This is a genomic window from Streptacidiphilus rugosus AM-16, from assembly GCF_000744655.1.
Classification (GTDB): Bacteria; Actinomycetota; Actinomycetes; order Streptomycetales; family Streptomycetaceae; genus Streptacidiphilus; species Streptacidiphilus rugosus.
Window position 1 is genome coordinate 3,138,177 of the sequence record NZ_JQMJ01000004.1, and the last position, 17,894, is coordinate 3,156,070.

A 17,894-nucleotide genomic window follows, 5' to 3' on the forward strand; every position below is an offset into this window, starting at 1 on the left:
GTCAGGAGGCGGGCGCGTCCGCGGTGCCGCGGGTGCTCGCGATCACCCGGTTCGCCAGGGACCTGGGGCTCGTCAGGAAACCCCAGCCCCAGGACATGTGCATGGTCGCGAGCGCGACCGGGAGCTGCGCGCGGGCGGCGGGCGAGAGGCCGCGGCCCTCCTTCGCGGAGCCGAGCAGGATCGCCGCCGCGTAGCCGCCGGGCAGCACGAAGGCGACCGGCGTCAGCGCCACGCCCGCGACGAGTCCGACCGCGCAGCCCAGCAGGGCGGCCGGCGGGGCGAGGTAGCGCAGGTTGACCGAGCCGCGGTGGTAGCGGGTGACCACGCGCCGCCACCGGCCGTAGTCCTTGTACTGCTTGGCCAGCGCGCGGACGCTCGGGCGGGGGCGGTAGGTGACCTTCAGATCCGGGGTGAACCAGATCAGGCCGCCGTCCTGGCGGATGCGGTAGTTCAGCTCCCAGTCCTGGGCGCGGATGAACTCCTCGTTGTAGCCGCCCTGCCGCTCCAGCACCTCGCGCCGGAAGACGCCCAGGTACACCGTGTCCGCAGGGGCGGCCTCACCGCCGGTGTGGAAGGCGGCGTTGCCGACGCCGATCTTCGAGGTCATCGCCGCCGCGACGGCCTTCTCCCACTCGGTCTCGCCCTCGGCGTGCATGATGCCGCCGACGTTCGCCGCGCCCTTCTCGTCGAGCAGGCCGACGGCGGTGGCGATGTAGCCGGGGGTGAGCAGGCCGTGACCGTCGACCCTGACCACGATCGGGAAGCGCGAGCCCTTGATCGCGGCGTTGAGCGCGGCGGGCGTGCGGCCGGACGGGTTCGGGACGGTGTGCACCTCGCGTCGGCTGCCCGCGGTCTCGGCGACCAGCTGGGCGGCGATCTCGTCGGTGTTGTCCGCGGAGGGGCCGAGGGCGATCACCACCTCGATGTCGCCGTCGTACTCCTGCTCGAGGATGCGCTCGACGGCGGTGCGCAGGTGCCGGGACTCGTTCAGCACCGGCATGATCACGGAGACTGCGGGGTGGGGCGTGGCGTCCATAGTGCCGCCACGGTACAGCGAGGATCCGGCCCGATTCCAACGCGCGTAAGGAGACGGTGGAAGGTTCGCATCAGGTTTGCTACAGCTTTCCTTTATGTGGCATTCGTCCTTCCGCGGGCCTGCGCGCATCCGGCATGCTCGGCTGCATGAGCGATCAGTCCGGCCCCGGCGGCTTCCACAACTGGGAGACCCACACCTCCCCCGTGGGCGGCACCCCGAGCGGTGAGCCGCCCCTGCCCCCCGAGCTCAACCCGCGTGGCGGCGGTGCGCCGGCACGCCCCCGGCTGCACCAGGGAGCGCCCTCGGTGCCGCGCCCGGGCGGTTCCGCGTCGGCCGCGACCGGCGGCCCGGCCGCGGGCACGCCCAGCGGCCCCTCCGGTTCCGGCCCCGGCCTCCCCGGCACGGGAACGGCCGGCCGGCCGCGCAAGTGGTCGCGCAAGCGCAAGCTGCGGCTGACCGCGACCGTCCTGGTCGTCGGCCTGATAGTCGTCGGCGGCGGCAGCTACGCCTGGGCCAGCTCCAAGCTGAACCACACCGACGTGCTCACCGACTACGCGGGCCGCCCGGCGGCGGGCAAGGGCACCAACTGGCTGATCATCGGCTCGGACAGCCGCGCGGGCCTGTCCACGGCGGACCAGCAGCGGCTGCACACCGGCTACGACGTCGGCGCGCGCACCGACTCGATGATGATGCTGCACATCGGGTCCAACGGGAACACGCTGATGAGCATCCCGCGCGACTCCTACGTCACCATCCCGGCCTGGACCGACAGCAAGGGCGTGCAGCACCACGCGTCCAAGAACAAGATCAACGCTGCCTACGCGTACGGCGACGGCCCGCTGCTGGTCAAGACGCTCGAGTACAACACCGGCATCCACATCGACCACTACGCCGAGATCGGCTTCTCCGGCTTCGTCAACGTCGTGGACGACCTCGGCGGCGTCGACATGTGCCTGGACAAGCCGATCGTCGACAAGGCCTCGGGGGCGAACCTCAAGGCGGGCTGCCAGACCCTGAACGGCACCCAGGCGCTCGCCTTCGTCCGCGAGCGGCACCAGGAGGCCTCCCAGGACCTCGCCCGGATGCAGCACCAGCAGCAGTTCCTGAACGCGCTCGCCCACAAGGCGACCTCGATGGGCACGCTGCTGAACCCCTTCACGCTCTACCCGACGATGGACAGCGGGCTCTCCATGCTCTCCGTCGACAACGGCACCGGCCTGACCGACCTGGGCTCGATGTTCTTCGCGATGAAGGGCCTCAAGAGCGGCGACGGCAAGACCATGACCGTGCCGATCGCGAACGCGAACTACCCGACCCCGGCCGGCGACGCGGTGAAGTGGAACATGACGGAGGCCCAGCAGGTCTTCGACGCCTTCAAGAACGACACCAAGGTGCCGAGCTTCTCGAACTGACGCAGTCTTGGATGCGTGACCGAGCCGCCGCTTCCGCCCGAGCTGAACCCCCGTGGCCCGCAGGCCGCCCCCGAGGCGGCGCGGGCCCGGCGGCGGCCCGGCTGCCTGAAGCTGCTGCTGCTCGGCCTGCTGGTGCTGCTCCTGCTGGCAGCGGGGGTGCTGGGCGGCACGTACATCTGGGCGAACGGACGGCTGGACAAGGTCGCCGCGATCGCCCCCTACGCCGGCCGCCCGGCCGACGGGCCGGGCACCAACTGGCTGCTGGTCGGCTCCGACAGCCGGGCCGGACTGACCGGCCGCCAGCAGCAGGACCTCCACGTCGGTTCGGACGCGGGAGTCAACACGGACACGATCATCGTGCTGCACAAGGGGGCCCACGGGCCCGTCCTGATGAGCATCCCGCGCGACTCGTACGTGACGATCCCGGCCTGGACCGACAGCAAGGGCGTGACGCACGCCGCCCACAAGGACAAGATCAACGCGGCCTACGCGAGCGGCGGCGCTCCGCTCCTGGTGCGAACGGTGGAGACCACCACCGGCATCCGGATGGACCACTACGTGGAGGTCGGCTTCACCGGGATCGTCGACGTGGTGAACGCGCTGGGCGGCGTCCCGATCTGCCTGGACCAGCCGATCAAGGACAGCCGCTCCGGAGCGGACCTCCCCGCGGGCTGCCAGACCCTGAACGGCGTCCAGTCCCTGGAACTGGTCCGCACCCGCTACTCCCTGCCGAACTCGGACCTCAGCCGGATCCAGAACCAGCAGGCCTTCCTGAAGGCCCTCGGCGAGAAGGCGCTCTCCCCCGGAACGACGCTCAACCCGTTCCGCCTCTACCCGTTCCTGAGCGCGTCCCTGGACGCGCTCACGGTGGACCGGGCGAGCAGCGTCTGGACGCTGGGCCAGTTCGCCCTCCAGATGCAGTCCGTCGCGGGCTCCTCCGGCAGGTCGCTCACGGTCCCGCTGGCATCGGAGAACTACACCACCCCGTCGGGCGCCTCCGCCGTCCTCTGGTCCTCCAGCGCGACCAAGCTCTTCCAGGCGATCCAGGGGGACCGGGCACTTCCTTAGCGGTCGTGTCCTGCGGCCCGGCCGTCCCACTCGGCCTTCACCCGCAATGCGCGCAACTCCGTGGCCGTCGTCCCGCTGAGCCGCCGGGCGGCGGAGCGGAGCTCGGCCTCCCAGGCTTGGAAGGCCTCCGGCTGCTCGTCCGCAGTGTTGTCGAGGTAGTAGTCGTCGCCTATGGCCTGAAGAAACGCGTGCTCCGCGTCGGTCCGCGCGGCCGTCAGGCTCTGCCAGACCTTCGCCGCCACCTCGCCGGGGGTCATCACCCCTGCCGCGAGTCGGCCGGCCAGGTGGTGAAGAAGGCAGCGTTCGGCGGTCTCCTGGTCGGGCATGGAGCCGCCGAGCTCGTGCACGGCTTGCCGGAACAACGCCGCAAGTTCGGTGGTGACCTCGCGCCTGCCGCGTCCGGCCAGGTCGCGCAGAGCGGGCGAATCCATGCCCGCGGCCAGCAACCGGGCGGCCTGCATCGGTAGGTCCTCGGACCGGACGATACCGACGACGTACTGCCACGCGACCGTGAACAACTGATCCATGTCGGAATCTTGCCGAATGCGGAGTCCGTCCACGACTGCTTTCCAGGCCCGGTCATGGACCCCGAACCGGACGCGCCGACCTGGGAGGAGCTGGACGCAGGACATCCCGTTCGGTGGCTCAGCCCCCGACGGACCGAGCCCACACGGGAAGGGGCGCAGGGCCGGGAGGGGGCTGGTGGTTCCTCAGGAAGCCTTCCACGACCGGTCCGAGATCATCGGCGAGCACGTGCGCGCCGCCGAAGGGCAGCTGGTCCGGGGGTACCGATCCGGTGGAGCACCGGAGCCGGCCGGCCTGCTGGTCGTGCCAGACGTAGAAGGTCGCCGGCCCGGTGAAGCCCGTCTCGCGGAGGCGGAGCCGGATGGCTGCGGCGGTGCGCTCGAACGCGGCGACGACCTCGGGTACGGACAGGGCCCGGCGGTCGGCGTCGTCCGCGCCGAGCGACCAGGTGTTGGTCGCCCACTCCACCGGCCGGTCACCCGGTTCCAGCATCAGCGGCTCGTCCGCCACCTCGGCGATCCATGTCAGCAGCATCCGAGAAGTATCCAGGCGGAGTGGGGCCCTACGCGCCGGCCGCCGTCACGATGGCGTCGGTGAGGAAGCCCGCCACGACGCCGGCCAGGATGCCCCAGGTGACCAGTTCCTTCATGGCGACCTTGCGGGCCACCGCCAGCAGCTCGATGACGACGTAGAGGATGGACCCCGCCGCCAGCGTCAGGAAGCCGATCGCCAGGGTGTCGTTGGTGACGGACTGCCCCACGACCGTGCCCAGGAAGGTCGGCCCGCCGCCGATGAGGCCCAGCACCGCCAAACGGCCCCAGGACGGCCGGGTGCCCTCCGCCGCCAGCGGGGCCACGATGCCGAAGCCCTCCGTCGCGTTGTGCAGGCCGAAGCCGATGATCAGCAGGACCGCGAGCTGCAGCTCGCCCGACGCCGCGCTGTTGCCGATCGCCAGGCCCTCGGCGAAGTTGTGCAGGCCGATGCCGATCGCGATCATCATCGACAGCGTGTCGAAGCGCGAGCGGCCACCGCCCGTCAGCTCGCCGGCCGCCGCGGTCTTCCTGGCCATGAGCCGGTCGAAGTAGACCAGGCCCATCAGGCCCACACCGAAGCAGCCGAAGAAGACCAGGCCGTTGCCGGTCGCGGAGCCGTAGTGGTGGTTCGAGAGAGCGTTGTCGATCGGCTCCCAGGCGTGCGCGAGCACGTCCCACAGCAGGAAGACCAGGATGCCGATCGCCACCGCGTTCAACAGCGCCCGAGTGCGCGGGAGAGGCGCGCGAAGGCGGCCGACCGGGAGGCCCAGAAAGATGGTGAACCCGGCGATGGCGCCCAACAGCGCGATCTCGGACGAGGACATGGCAGGAGGCCTCTCGACGGCAGGAGTACATGCTTGCGGCGAGTTAGGTTAGCCTAAGCAACTCTTCCCCAGAAACCCTGCCCCACTGCGGCGAGCGTCACACGCGCGCAGGCGCCTCAGGCCTGGCCCGCCCGGCGGGCCAGGGGGTTCGAGCCGATGGAGTTGGCGACCGCGAAGCTGACCGTGCCGGAGACGTAGCGGTCGTCCGACCACTCGATGGGGCGGCCCGCCGGGGTCGTGGTGACCCGGCGGATCCGCAGCAGCGGGCTGCCCCGGCGGATGCCGAGCAGACGGGCATCCTCCGCACCGGCCGCGACGGCGTCGATCACGTGCTCGCCGTAGGCGAAGATCATGCCGATGTCGTCGTAGAGCGCCTGGACCACGGACTCGCAGTCGGCCGGGAGCCGCTCCACCGCGTCCGCCATCCAGTCCGCGTAGACGTTGCGCTCCAGCAGCACCGACTCACCGTCAAGTCCGCGCACCCGCAGGACCTGCAGCACCTCGTCGCCGGGCTGGACCAGCAGGCGCTCGGCGTCCTCGACGGTCGCCGGCCGGCGGAACTGCTGGATCACCTCGCCGGTGGCGGTACGGCCCATCGCGTGGGCCCACTGGGCGAAGCTGCGGAGCTCCGCGAAGCTCTGGCTGCGGCGGCTGCCGAGCACCACCCGGCGGGCGCCCTGACGGGAGCCGATCCGGCCCTCGGCGGTCAGCGCCGCGACGGCCTGGCGGACCGTGCCGCGCGAGACGGAGTAGCGGGCCGAGAGCTCGGTCTCGGTGGGCAGCGTTCCGCCCACCCGGTACTCGCCCCGGTCGATGGCCTCGCGCAACGCCTCGGCGATCTCCTCGTGCCGTGCGGCCACAGTGCGCTCCTCGTCTGGTCCCGAACCACCGCTCCACGCCCTTCGCGGCAGCGGCGTGATCGTACCGTTACGTGCACGACCTGCGAAATGCCGGTCCAGCGTGGGGAAACCCGACAGTGAAATGCATACGGCTGTTGACGCGCCGTTCACCATCCGGACACCATGCTCGGGCGTACTGTCATCGACTTGTTCGGACAAGTGATTCGCAACTGACGCCTCCTCAGGAGACCATCGTGACCCCCTCCCCCGCCAGGGCCGCCGCACTCACCGGTGTACTGGTCGCCTCCGCTCTCGCTCTGACCGCCTGTGGTTCCGCCGCCTCCGTCAAGGGCGGCAGCGCCGGTTCGAATGACGCGGCCAAGGCCTCCACCGCCACCTCCGCCGCCGACTTCGGCGGCATGGACGCGCTCGTCGCGGCGGCGAAGAAGGAGGGCACGCTCAACGCGATCACCCTCCCCCGCGACTGGGCCAACTACGGCAAGCTGATGGACGCCTTCACGGCCAAGTACGGGATCAAGATCAACGACGAGAACCCCGAGGGCTCCAGCCAGGACGAGATCAACGCGATCACGACCCGCAAGAACCAGGACCGGGCGCCCGACGTCGTCGACGTCGGCGGCGCCTTCGCGGTCCAGGGCCAGCAGCAGGGCCTGTTCGCCTCCTACAAGGTCGCCAACTTCGCCGAGATCCCGGCCGGCCGCGCCGCCACCGACGGCACCTGGTTCAACGACTACGGCGGCTACATCTCCATCGGCTGCAACTCCGGCAAGGTCAAGGAGTGCCCGAAGACCTTCGCCGACCTGCTCAAGCCCGAGTACAAGGGCATGGTCGCCCTGAACGGCGACCCGACGCAGGCCAACGCCGCCTTCTCCGCCGTCTACGCCGCCGCGCTCGCCAACGGCGGTTCGCTGGACAACGTCCAGGCGGGCATCGACTTCTTCGCCAAGGTCAAGAAGGCCGGCAACTTCAACCCGGTCAAGGCCACCCAGGCCACCGTCGAGTCGGGCGAGACCCCGATCACCATCGACTGGGACTACCTGAGCGCCGGCTACGCCGCCGAGTTCCAGTCCAAGGGCATCAACTGGCAGGTCAACGTCCCGACGGACGGCCTGTACGCGGGCTACTACAACCAGGCCATCAACAAGTGGGCGCCGCACCCGGCCGCCGCCCGCCTGTGGGAGGAGTTCCTCTACTCCGCCGACGGCCAGAACGGCTTCCTCCAGGGCTTCGCCCGCCCGGTCCTGATGGACTCGCTGAAGACGGCCGGCACCCTGGACAGCGCCGCCGCCGCCAAGCTGCCGACCGTGACCGGCACCGCGCCGATCCCGACGCAGGACCAGATCACCAAGGCCAAGGCGACCGTCTCCGCCAACTGGGCGAAGGCCATCGCCGGGTGAGCACCGCTCCCCTGAGCGCGACGCCCGCCCGCCGCCGCCTGCGCAAGGCGGCGGCGGGCCGGCTGGCCGTCGCCCCGCTGCTGGTCTTCGTCGCCCTGGCCTTCGGCGTGCCCGCCGTGGCCATGGCCTTCGGCGCCTTCACCACGTACAACCCCGGTCAGCCCAGTCAGTACACGATGGGCAACATCACCGCCTCCCTGCACGGCGGCTACCTCGACTCGCTGCTCGGCAGCGTCAAGCTGTCGGCGCTGTCCGCGCTGATCGGCGTGGTGGCCGGGCTGCTGCTGGCGCAGGCCGTGGTGACCTCCCGCTTCAAGATGCTGCGCACCGCGGTGCTCAGCGCCTCCGGCGTGCTCGCCAACTTCGGCGGCGTGCCGCTGGCCTTCGCCTTCATCACCACCCTGGGCAACGCCGGCATGCTGACCACCCGGCTGCACCTGGACCAGCACGGCTGGAGTCTCTACTCCTTCGACGGCCTCACGCTGGTCTACCTGTACTTCCTGATCCCGCTGATGGTGCTGAGCGTCATCCCGTCCCTGGACGGCCTGCGCCGCCAGTGGCGCGAGGCCGCCCAGAACAACGGCGCGACCACCTGGCAGTACTGGCGGCACGTGGCCCTGCCGGTGCTCACCCCCTCGCTGCTGGGCGGCTTCGTGCTGCTCTTCGGCACCGCCTTCGCCGCCTACGCCACCGCGGCGGCCATGGTCGGCGCGAGCGTCCCGCTGATCACGCTGCAGATCGCCACCGCGCTCAGCGGCAACGTGTCCGCGGACGCCACCAACGTGGCCCTGGCCATGAGCCTGGACATGGTCGTCATCGCCACCCTGGTCATGGTCGTCTACCTCCCCCTGCAACGCCGGAGCGCCCGATGGCTGGTCTGACCGCGTCCGCCCCGATCCCCGAGCTCTCCGCCTCGGACCCGAACACGGGCGGCCGCCCGGCCGGCGGCGTGCTGGCCCGGCTGGGCCGGATCCGCTTCGGCCGGGCGTCGGTGCTGCTGATCGCGGGGCTGTACTTCGTCACGCCGCTGCTGAGCACGCTCTGGTTCACGGTGGACAACTCGCCCTCGGGCTTCAGCCTGGACGCCTACCGGCAGATCTTCACCGTGCCGGGGCTCTGGCCCGCGCTGCAGCTGTCGCTGCTGCTGGCCCTGGGCACCATCGCGCTGGTCTTCCTGCTGCTGATCCCGACCGTGGTCGCGGTCCGCCTGGGCAGCCCGAGGCTGCGCACCGTGGTCGAGCTGACCTGCACGCTGCCGCTGGTCGTCCCCTCGATCGCGCTGACCGCCGGCATCTCGACGGTGCTGCGCTGGTGCAACGACAACCTGGCGCCGACGCCGTTCTACCGGACCTTCCTGCTCACGCAGAACGGCACCTTCCCCGTCGTGCTGCTGCTGGCCTACGTCGTCATGGCGCTGCCGCTGGCGTTCCGCACCCTCGACGCGGGCATGCGCGCGCTCGACGTGCGCACCCTGCTGGAGGCCGCGCAGAACAACGGCGCGAGCCGCGGCCGGGCCATCGTCACCGTCATCCTGCCCAACATGCGCACGGCACTGCTGAACACCGCGTTCCTCACCCTGGCCCTGGTGCTGGGCGAGTTCACCGTGGCCTCGATCCTCGGCTACGTGCCCTTCGCCGTCTGGATCGTCAACGGCAACAGCGCCGGACAGGGACCCGTGACCGTGGCCGTCTCGATCGTCAGCCTGCTGCTCACCTGGCTGCTCCTGCTCGTGCTCTCCGCCGGCGGCCAGCGCCGCGGCGGCGGCGCACCGGCCGGCAGCTGAACCATCGTCAAAGCATCACCTCCGAGGAGCTCCAGGAGTGTCCATGACCACCGACCCCGCGCCCGCGACGTCCGTCGCCGCCGTGCCCTCCCCTGCGGGGCCGACGGACGCACCCGTTGCACCCACTGCAGCACCCACCACTGACAGCTCTCGGGAGACCACCGGCGCGACGGTGGAGTTCGTCGGCCTGCGCCGCGCCTTCGGCGCGACCACCGCCCTGGACGGCCTGGACCTGACGGTCCGCCCCGGCGAGCTGCTGGCCCTGCTCGGCCCCTCCGGCTGTGGCAAGACGACCGCGCTGCGGATGCTGGCCGGCTTCGAGTCGCCCGACTCGGGCCAGGTGCTGGTCGACGGCGTCGACGTCACCTCCATTCCCGCGCATCGCCGTGACGCGGGCATGGTGTTCCAGTCCTACAGCCTCTTCCCGCACCTGAACGCGCGCGACAACGTCGCCTTCGGCATGAAGATGCGCAAGGTGGCGACGGCGGAGCGCCGCCGCCGCGCGGACGAGCTGCTGGAGCTGGTGGGTCTGCCGACCCACGGCGACCGCTACCCGCACCAGCTCTCCGGCGGCCAGCAGCAGCGGATCGCGCTGGCCCGCGCCCTGGCCCTGCAGCCGCGGGTGCTGCTGCTGGACGAGCCGCTGTCCGCGCTCGACGCGAAGGTCAGGCTCAACCTCCGCGAGGAGATCCGCCGCCTGCAGCAGGAGCTCGGCATCACCACGCTGTTCGTGACGCACGACCAGGAGGAGGCGCTGTCGATGGCGGACCGCGTCGCGGTCATGCACGCGGGCCGCCTGGAGCAGTGCGACACCCCGGCCGAGCTGTACGCGCGCCCGGCGACGCCGTTCGTGGCGGAGTTCGTCGGCACGATGAACCGGCTCCCCGGCGTCGTGGCCGAGGCGGGCGACGTGGTCGAGGTCCTCGGCCGGAGCCTGGCGGTCGACGGGACGACCGCGGTCCGCGGAGAGGCGGACGTCCTGGTCCGCCCGGAGAACCTCCTCGTCACGGCGGGCGGCGGCCAGGGCTCCCTGGTGACCGGCACCACCTTCCTCGGTGCGGTCACCCGCCTGGCGGTCCAGCTGCCCGACGGCTCCGTCGTCAAGGCCGACCTCTCCACCCACGACGCGGCGGAGCTCCCCGCCGGCACGGGCGTCACCCTCTCCCTCCCCGACCGCCCGGTCCTGGTCGACGCTCGCAGCGACAGCTAGCTGCACCTGAAGGGGCGCGGGGAACTGCGCGAGAAACCGCCCTGTGCGGATGGCCCTGCGCATCGAGGACCATCCGTCGTGGATGGCTTGTCGCGCAGTTCCCCGCGCCCCTGGTAGTGCAACCGACTCTTCTGACTTCTACGAAAGGCGATACCGCGTGTCCAGCCGCACCACCCTGCAAGCGGTCCTGTTCGACATGGACGGCACCCTCGTCGACACCGAAGGACTGTGGTGGCAAGCGGCGGAGGAGGAGGCGCGGACGCTCGGGATCACGCTGGGCGAGGACGACGTCCCCGAGGTGCTCGGCCGGGCCGTCGAGCACACGGCGACGCACCTGCACCGGGTCTCGAACGGCAGCCGCAGTGAGGCGTCCATCGCCGCCGCGCTGGACCACCGCTTCGTCGAGCTGGTGTCGCAGCAGGTCGTCCCGCTGCCAGGCGCGCTGGAGCTGCTCGACGGGCTCGCCGACGCGGGGATCAGGACCGCGCTGGTCTCAGCCTCGCCGCGGCACGTCGTCGACCTGGTCCTGGACGCGCTCGGCCGGCGTCGCTTCGCGACGTCCTTCGCCGCCGGGGAGACGCCGCAGACCAAGCCCGCACCCGATCCGTACCTCGCCGCCGTCCGCGCGCTCGGGGCCTCCCCGGAGAGCTGCGTCGCCGTCGAGGACACCCCGACCGGCGTCGCCTCCGCCGAGGCCGCGGGGGTCGCGGTCATCGCCGTGCCCTCGATGACGCCGATCGCGCCCGCTCCCGGCCGCGCGGTCGTGCGGAGCCTGCTGGACGTCGACCTGTCGCTGCTGCAGCGCCTGCTCGACTCCGCGGCGGCGTGAGCGCGGGAACGGCCCGGGTAGCGTTGCCGATCATGCCTGCTCTCTTTCTCGCCCTCGCCATCAGCTCGGAGATCTGCGCCACGATCTCGCTCAAGTACAGCCATGGCTTCACCCGGCTGCTGCCGAGCGTCATCGTGGTGATCGGCTACGTCGCCTCCTTCGCGCTGCTCAGCCAGGCGCTCAAGCACATCCCGGTCAGCACCGCCTACGCGATCTGGTCGGGGGCCGGCACCGCCGTCGTCGCCGCGATCGGCTTCGCCTTCCTCGGCGAGGGCGTGAACGTGTGGAAGGCCTTCGGCATCGCGCTGATCATCGCGGGCGTCGTCGCCCTCAACCTCGGCGGCGCGGCGCACTCCTGACCGGCTCGTAGCATGACGGCATGACGGACGGGGTGGGGCTGGCGGAGCCGGAGGACGAGCGCGCGGCGGGCGAGGAGCCGACGGAGTTCGGCGAGAAGCGGGTCAGCTACGCGGAGGCCTTCTTCGACCTCGTCTTCGTCCTGTGCGTCACCCAGATCTCCGGCCTGCTGCACGGGGAGCACGACTGGGCCGGGGTCGGGCGCGCGCTCATCGTCTTCATCCCCGTGTTCTGGTGCTGGGTCGGCACGAGCGTGCTGGCCAACACCAGGGACACGGACAATCCGCGCGGCCGGATCGGCATCTTCGCCGTCGGGTTGTGCGGACTCTTTCTCGCACTGGCCCTGCCGCAGGCGTACGGCCCGCGCGGGCTGCTGTTCGGCGGCGCCTATCTGGCGGCGCGCTGGCTGCTGGGCGGCCAGATCGCGGCGGCCGGGGGCGTGCTGGTCGGCCCGATGGGGATGGGCGCGCTGGTCACCGGGCCGCTGATGCTGACCGGCGGCTTCGTCCACGGCCATGCGCGGCTGACGCTGTGGGCCGTGGCCGCCGGCCTGGACCTGCTCACTCCGGTGCTGGCCAGGCGGCAACTGCTGGCGGTCCGCTTCCACCCCACCCACCTGCCCGAGCGCTTCGCGCTCTTTCTCCTGATCGCCCTGGGCGAGGCGATCGTCTCGATCGGCGGACCGGTCGCCGCCGGGCCGACGTTGCGGGCGGACGAGGTGCTGGCGGTGGCGGTCGGCTTCGTCGCGGCCTGCGGGTTGTGGTGGGTCTACTTCGGCTACGCGGCCGACGCGATGCGGCACGCGATGACCACCTCCCGGGTGCCGACGGACATCGTGCGGCAGGTGCTCTCGTACGGGCACCTGGCCTTCGTCGGCGGCGTGATCGCCTTCGCGGCGGGGGTCTCGGCCGCCGCGACGCACCCCGACGAGCGGCTGCCGACCGGTGCGCTGGCCCTGCTCTTCGGGGGCTGCGTCCTGTTCCTGGCGACCTTCGGCTACACCCGCTGGCGGATGTTCAGGAAGATGGCCTGGCCGCGGCTGATATCCGCGGGAGCCGTGCTGCTGGTCGCGCCGCTCTGCGCGCGGCTTCCCGCTCTGGGCGCGCTCGGCGCGCTCGCCGGGGCGTTGCTGCTGCTCAACGCCGTGGAGTACTGGCGGGTGGAACGCTCACCGCGCCACGAGGTCTGAGCGGGCGTCACGCCGTCACGTGCGCCGCAAGGCCTTGGATCTTCCTCCAAAGCCTTACACATTCTGTTGACGCGGATCTTGGGCAGACCTACGTTTTCCTTCAATCGAAATGCGGATACCACATCGCGGAATTTTGCCTCTCCCGGCCCACCCCCGGAGGTCCCCGAGTGCCTGCGTCTCCCGCGTCCTCTCCTGCCACCACCCACCCCGTCGACGAGCTGCTGCCCGCGCCCAGGCTGATCGCCTACGGCCTCCAGCACATCGCCGCGATGTACGCCGGCGTCGTCGCCCCACCCCTGATCATCGGCACCGCCGTCGGCCTGAGCGGCAGTGAGCTCACCCTGCTCATCGGCGCGGCACTGCTGACGTCCGGCCTCGCCACCCTGCTGCAGACCCTCGGCGTCTGGCGGATCGGCTCCCGGCTGCCCTTCGTCAACGGCATCAGCTTCGCCGGCGTCGCACCGATGCTCGCCATCGTCAAGCAGTCCCATCCCGGTCAGGCCCTGCCCGCCATCTACGGCGCGCTGCTGATCGCCGGCGCGGCCGCGTTCCTGGCCGCTCCCTGGTTCGGCCGCCTCAACCGCTTCTTCCCGCCTGTGGTCAGCGGCACCGTGATCACGCTGATCGGCCTCTCCCTCTTCCCGGTCGCGGCCGGCTGGGCCCAGGGCGGGAACCCCGCCGCCGCGGACTTCGGTTCGGCGTCCAACATCGCCCTCGCGGGCGTGACGCTCGCCGTCGTGCTGATCCTCAACCGCTTCCTGCGCGGCTTCCTGGGCAGCATCTCGATCCTGCTCGGCCTGGCCGCGGGAACGCTGCTGGCGATCCCGCTGGGCAAGAGCGACTTCGGCGCGCTCGGCAGGGTGCCGGTCTTCTCGATGCCCTCGCCGTTCCATTTCGGGGCGCCCACCTTCCAGCTGGGCGCGATCATCTCGATGCTGATCGTGATGCTGGTCTCGATGACCGAGAGCACCGCGGACCTGCTCGCCCTGGGCGAGATCGTCGAGCGTCCCGCCGACGAGCGGGTCATCGAGGGCGGCCTGCGCGCCGACGGCGCGGCCACCGTGCTGGCGGCCGTCCTGAACGGCTTCGCCGCCACCGCCTTCGCCCAGAACATCGGCCTGATCGCGCTCACCAAGGTGCGCAGCCGCTACGTGGTGGCGACCAGCGGGGTGATCCTCATCCTGCTCGGCCTCTTCCCGGTGGCCGGCGCGCTGGTCAGCGTGGTGCCGCAACCGGTCCTCGGCGGCGCCGGGCTGGCGCTCTTCGGCACGGTCACGGCGAGCGGCGTGCGGACGCTCACCGCGGCCCGGCTGGAGGAGAGCGGCAACCTGCTGACGGTCGCGGTGGCTCTCGGCTTCGGCGTGCTGCCGATCGCCGCGCCGGGCTTCTACGCGCACTTCCCGCAGCTGGTGCAGACGGTGATGGACTCCGGCATCAGCGCCGGCTGCCTGGTCGCCATCAATCTCAACATCTTCTTCAACCAGCTGGGCCGCCGCCCCGCCCCCCTGGTTCCCGAGGTCGCGCCCGAGCCGGTGGGCACCCCGACCGGCTGAGCCCGACGGGGTAGGCTCCGGAGCCATGAGGATCACCGTCATCGGAACCGGATACCTGGGCGCGACCCACGCCGCCTGCATGGCCGAGCTCGGCTACGAGGTGCTGGGCCTGGACATCGACCCGGAGAAGATCGCCACGCTCTCCCAGGGCCGCGTCCCGATGTACGAGCCGGGCCTCGAAGATCTGCTGGAGCGCCACGTCTCCAGCGGCCGGCTGCGCTTCACCACCGACTGGGCCGAGGTCGGCGCCTTCGGCGACGTGCACTTCGTCTGCACCAACACCCCGCAGCGCAAGGGCGAGTTCGCGGCCGACATGTCCTACGTCGAGGCGGCGTTCGACGCGCTCGCCCCGCACCTGCGCGAGGACGCGGTCGTGGTCGGCAAGTCGACCGTCCCGGTCGGCAGCGCGGCCCGGCTGGCCGAGCGGCTGGCCGCGGTCGCGCCCGCCTCGGTCGAGCTGGCCTGGAACCCGGAGTTCCTGCGCGAGGGCTACGCGGTGCAGGACACCCTGCGCCCGGACCGCCTGGTCGTGGGCGTCCGCAGCGAGCGCGCGGAGGCGGTGCTGCGCGAGGTCTACGCACCGCTGACCGGGGCCGGCGTCCCCTTCCTCGCGACCGACTTCGCCACCGCCGAGCTGGTGAAGACGGCGGCGAACTCCTTCCTGGCCACCAAGATCTCCTTCATCAACGCGATGGCCGAGGTCTGCGAGGCCTCCGGGGCGGACGTGGTCCAGCTGTCGGCGGCGCTGGCCTTCGACGAGCGGATCGGCGGCAAGTTCCTCAACGCCGGTCTCGGCTTCGGCGGCGGGTGCCTGCCGAAGGACATCCGCGCCTTCATGGCCCGCGCCGGCGAGCTCGGCGCGGACCAGGCGCTGACCTTCCTCCGCGAGGTCGACTCGATCAACATGCGGCGCCGCTCCCGCATGGTCGAGCTGGCCCGCGAACAGTGCGACGGCGGCTTCCTCGGCCGCCGGATCGCCGTCCTCGGCGCGGCCTTCAAGCCGAACTCGGACGACGTCCGCGACTCCCCCGCGCTGAACGTCGCCGCGCAGATCCAGCTCCAGGGCGGCCAGGTCACCGTCTACGACCCCAAGGCGATGGACAACGCCCGCAAGCTCTTCCCCGGCCTCTCCTTCGCCCCCACCGCGTTCGAGGCCGCGGCCGGCGCGCACGTCGTGCTGCACCTGACGGAGTGGCAGGAGTTCCGCGACCTCGACCCGGCCGAGCTCGCCGCGGTCGTCGCCGAACCCCGCGTCCTCGACGGCCGCAACGTCCTCGACCCCCAGCGCTGGCGCGCCGCGGGCTGGACCTACCGCGCGCTCGGCCGCCCGGGCGAGTGAAGGGAATGCAGCCCTCCGGCGACGCGTTCTTGTCGGGGTAGGCGGCACTACGGCAGGAGGACGGGAATGTACGGCGACGCGGAGACGGTGCGGAAGATCCTGACGGAGTCCGGGGACACCTGGGCCGTCGTCGGGCTCTCCTCCAACGAGCACCGTGCCGCCTACGGCGTGGCCAGGGTGCTGCAGCGGTACGGCAAGCGCGTCGTGCCCGTCCACCCGAAGGCGGAGACCGTCCACGGCGAGCAGGGGTACGCCCGACTGGCCGACATCCCCTTCCCCGTCGACGTCGTCGACGTCTTCGTCAACAGCGATCTGGCCGGTGCCGTCGCGGACGAGGCCGTGGCGGTCGGCGCGAAGGCGGTCTGGTTCCAGCTCGACGTCGTGGACGTCGAGGCCTACGCCCGTGTGCACGAGGCCGGCCTCGACATGGTGATGGACCTCTGCCCCGCGATCGAGATCCCGAAGCTCTGACCAGTTCGTGAGGTCGCGGCGGCGCGCGGGTGCTGCTGAACTGAGGGCATGTCATCGACGCACCCGCTGCGGCTCTTTCCCGAAGGGCACCGGCACGCGTCGTTGGCTCCGCTGCTGCTGGCGCTGACGTTCGTCGGCGGAGTGGTCGACGCGGTGAGCTTCCTGAGCCTGGGCCGGGTCTTCGTGGCCAACATGACCGGCAACGTCGCCTTCCTCGGGTTCGCGCTCGCCGGGTTCACGGCCCTGTCCGCGACGGCGTCGCTCGCGGCGCTGGCGGCGTTCATGGCGGGCTCCGCCGTGGTGGGACGGGCCTGGCCGCAGCGGTTCGAGGGGGCGGGGCTGCTGGCGCAGGTGGTGGGGGTGCAGTTGGTGCTGGTCGGTGTCGCGCTGGCCTGCCAGGCCGGGACGGGCCGCCGCTACGCGGTGCTGCTGCCGCTGGCGCTGGGCATGGGGATGCAGAACGGCGTGGTCCACCGGCTGGCCGTGCCCGACCTGACCACGACCGTGGTCACCCGCACCCTGGCCGGGCTCGCCGCCGACCCCTGGCGCCCGGCCGGCCTGCGCCGCGTCCTCTCCGTCGTCTGCCTCTTCCTCGGCGCCCTCGCCGGCGCGCTGATCAACCAGGCCTTCGGCCCCTCCTGGACCCTCGCCGTCTCCCTCCCCCCTCTGGCCGCCATCGCCCTCACCACCGCCCGCCTGGCGAAACAGCGCTGACCCACGCAGGCCACTGCCACCACGCCGGGACCACCACCCTGTCCTCCGCCGGCCCGCAGGAGGCTCCGCCCGGCGCCTGACCCAGGGTTTCCCCCACGACCGACCATCCCCTCCCCGACCGGGGCCCGCACCAGGGGTGTCCGGCAGGCGGGCGGGCATTGACCCGGGCCGGGAGGGCTGCTGCACAATGGCCGGATGCACTCCGAGACGCACCTGGTGATCAGGGCCCACATCGACTTCGGTCGCGTGTGGTCCGCCGCGTGTCGCTGATCCAGCGCCCGCCCACCGGCCTGTCCGTCTCCCACCGTCCCGGAGTCCTCCCATGTCCGACCGCGCCCCGGGCGCGCCCGCGCCCGTTCGTGTCGACCCGCGCGGGCCGCGTTTCGCCGCCGTGCTCACCTCTCTGGTCCTGCTCGTCGTGCTGGCCACCGGCAGCGGCGCGCTGCTCGCCGCGCAGGCGGTCGTGTTCGCCGTCGGGGCGGGCCTGGGCCTGCGCTACTCCCCCTACGGTTGGCTGTACCGACGCCTGCTCCGGCCGCGGCTCGCGCCGCCCCGCGTGTGGGAGGACGAGCGGCCGCCGCGCTTCGCGCAGGCCGTCGGCTTCGGGTTCGCAGCCGTGGGGGCGGTCGGCTACCTCTCCGGCGCGACCTGGCTGGGCCTCGCCGCGACGGGGGCCGCTCTCGCCGCCGCGTTCCTGAACGCGGCCTTCGGCTACTGCCTGGGCTGCGAGATCTACCTGACCGCCGTCCGCGCCAGGGCCCGCCTCGGGCACCAGGTCTGAGCAGGGAGGACGA

The 17,894-nt window shown here is 71.7% G+C and carries 19 protein-coding genes; 14 read left to right on the forward strand and 5 right to left on the reverse strand.

The genetic code is table 11. The annotated features are described in order from the left end of the window. Position 1: 1 nt before the first annotated feature. Positions 2 to 1,036: a glycosyltransferase family 2 protein gene (locus BS83_RS23085; RefSeq protein ID WP_037605471.1), complete on the reverse strand. Its 1,035-nt coding sequence runs from the start codon at positions 1,034 to 1,036 to the stop codon at positions 2 to 4. 146 nt (positions 1,037 to 1,182) lie between these two features. Here BS83_RS23085 and BS83_RS23090 point away from each other — a divergent pair, with 146 nt between their 5' ends. Together BS83_RS23090 and BS83_RS23095 are read left to right on the forward strand one after the other, a co-directional pair. After that, a complete protein-coding gene (locus BS83_RS23090; protein ID WP_084715055.1) occupies positions 1,183 to 2,448 on the forward strand; it encodes an LCP family protein in 1,266 nt (421 codons plus the stop codon). Positions 2,449 to 2,463: 15 nt separating this feature from the next. Then, complete coding sequence (locus BS83_RS23095; RefSeq protein ID WP_051943679.1) at positions 2,464 to 3,516, forward strand: LCP family protein; 1,053 nt, start codon at positions 2,464 to 2,466, stop codon at positions 3,514 to 3,516. Here BS83_RS23095 and BS83_RS23100 read toward each other — a convergent pair. From BS83_RS23100 to BS83_RS23115, 4 genes are all read right to left on the reverse strand, one after another. After that, a complete protein-coding gene (locus BS83_RS23100; RefSeq protein ID WP_157597288.1) occupies positions 3,513 to 4,043 on the reverse strand; it encodes a hypothetical protein in 531 nt (176 codons plus the stop codon). The two genes, BS83_RS23095 and BS83_RS23100, sit on opposite strands and share 4 nt — an antisense overlap. Before the next feature lie 118 nt (positions 4,044 to 4,161). Further along, entirely contained in the window at positions 4,162 to 4,575 is a 414-nt protein-coding gene (locus BS83_RS23105; protein WP_037605473.1) for a hypothetical protein, read from the reverse strand. Positions 4,576 to 4,603: 28 nt separating this feature from the next. After that, complete coding sequence (locus BS83_RS23110) at positions 4,604 to 5,398, reverse strand: ZIP family metal transporter (RefSeq protein WP_037605474.1); 795 nt, start codon at positions 5,396 to 5,398, stop codon at positions 4,604 to 4,606. A 116-nt stretch (positions 5,399 to 5,514) separates the two neighbouring features. After that, complete coding sequence (locus BS83_RS23115) at positions 5,515 to 6,258, reverse strand: GntR family transcriptional regulator (protein WP_037605476.1); 744 nt, start codon at positions 6,256 to 6,258, stop codon at positions 5,515 to 5,517. 233 nt (positions 6,259 to 6,491) lie between these two features. Here BS83_RS23115 and BS83_RS23120 point away from each other — a divergent pair, with 233 nt between their 5' ends. The 12 genes from BS83_RS23120 to BS83_RS23175 all read left to right on the forward strand — a co-directional run bounded on the left by BS83_RS23120 (position 6,492) and on the right by BS83_RS23175 (position 17,881). Next, positions 6,492 to 7,655 (forward strand): ABC transporter substrate-binding protein, encoded by a 1,164-nt coding sequence (locus tag BS83_RS23120; RefSeq protein ID WP_037605477.1) that lies wholly within the window; start codon positions 6,492 to 6,494, stop codon positions 7,653 to 7,655. Then, positions 7,652 to 8,536 carry an ABC transporter permease gene (locus BS83_RS23125; RefSeq protein ID WP_037605478.1) on the forward strand — a complete coding sequence of 295 codons (885 nt, stop codon included), beginning with the start codon at positions 7,652 to 7,654 and terminating at the stop codon, positions 8,534 to 8,536. The genes BS83_RS23120 and BS83_RS23125 overlap by 4 nt, the downstream gene beginning before the upstream one ends. Before the next feature lie 80 nt (positions 8,537 to 8,616). After that, on the forward strand, positions 8,617 to 9,438 hold the full coding sequence (locus BS83_RS23130; RefSeq protein WP_037609696.1) for an ABC transporter permease: 822 nt from the start codon (positions 8,617 to 8,619) through the stop codon (positions 9,436 to 9,438). Positions 9,439 to 9,481: 43 nt separating this feature from the next. Then, positions 9,482 to 10,648: an ABC transporter ATP-binding protein gene (locus BS83_RS23135; protein ID WP_084713901.1), complete on the forward strand. Its 1,167-nt coding sequence runs from the start codon at positions 9,482 to 9,484 to the stop codon at positions 10,646 to 10,648. 157 nt (positions 10,649 to 10,805) lie between these two features. Next, positions 10,806 to 11,477, forward strand: coding sequence for an HAD family hydrolase (locus BS83_RS23140; protein ID WP_037605482.1), 672 nt, complete (start codon positions 10,806 to 10,808; stop codon positions 11,475 to 11,477). A gap of 32 nt (positions 11,478 to 11,509) precedes the next feature. Further along, positions 11,510 to 11,836, forward strand: coding sequence for a DMT family transporter (locus BS83_RS23145; RefSeq protein WP_037609697.1), 327 nt, complete (start codon positions 11,510 to 11,512; stop codon positions 11,834 to 11,836). Between the two features lie 20 nt (positions 11,837 to 11,856). Beyond that, a complete protein-coding gene (locus tag BS83_RS23150; RefSeq protein ID WP_051943680.1) occupies positions 11,857 to 13,023 on the forward strand; it encodes a low temperature requirement protein A in 1,167 nt (388 codons plus the stop codon). Positions 13,024 to 13,190: 167 nt separating this feature from the next. Beyond that, positions 13,191 to 14,576 (forward strand): nucleobase:cation symporter-2 family protein, encoded by a 1,386-nt coding sequence (locus BS83_RS23155; protein WP_037605483.1) that lies wholly within the window; start codon positions 13,191 to 13,193, stop codon positions 14,574 to 14,576. 25 nt (positions 14,577 to 14,601) lie between these two features. Continuing rightward, positions 14,602 to 15,915 (forward strand): UDP-glucose dehydrogenase family protein, encoded by a 1,314-nt coding sequence (locus BS83_RS23160; protein ID WP_037605486.1) that lies wholly within the window; start codon positions 14,602 to 14,604, stop codon positions 15,913 to 15,915. Positions 15,916 to 15,981: 66 nt separating this feature from the next. Beyond that, entirely contained in the window at positions 15,982 to 16,386 is a 405-nt protein-coding gene (locus tag BS83_RS23165; protein ID WP_037605488.1) for a CoA-binding protein, read from the forward strand. 48 nt (positions 16,387 to 16,434) lie between these two features. Beyond that, positions 16,435 to 17,100, forward strand: coding sequence for a YoaK family protein (locus BS83_RS23170; RefSeq protein ID WP_037605490.1), 666 nt, complete (start codon positions 16,435 to 16,437; stop codon positions 17,098 to 17,100). A gap of 322 nt (positions 17,101 to 17,422) precedes the next feature. Next, complete coding sequence (locus BS83_RS23175) at positions 17,423 to 17,881, forward strand: DUF4395 domain-containing protein (protein WP_037605493.1); 459 nt, start codon at positions 17,423 to 17,425, stop codon at positions 17,879 to 17,881. Positions 17,882 to 17,894: the final 13 nt, after the last annotated feature.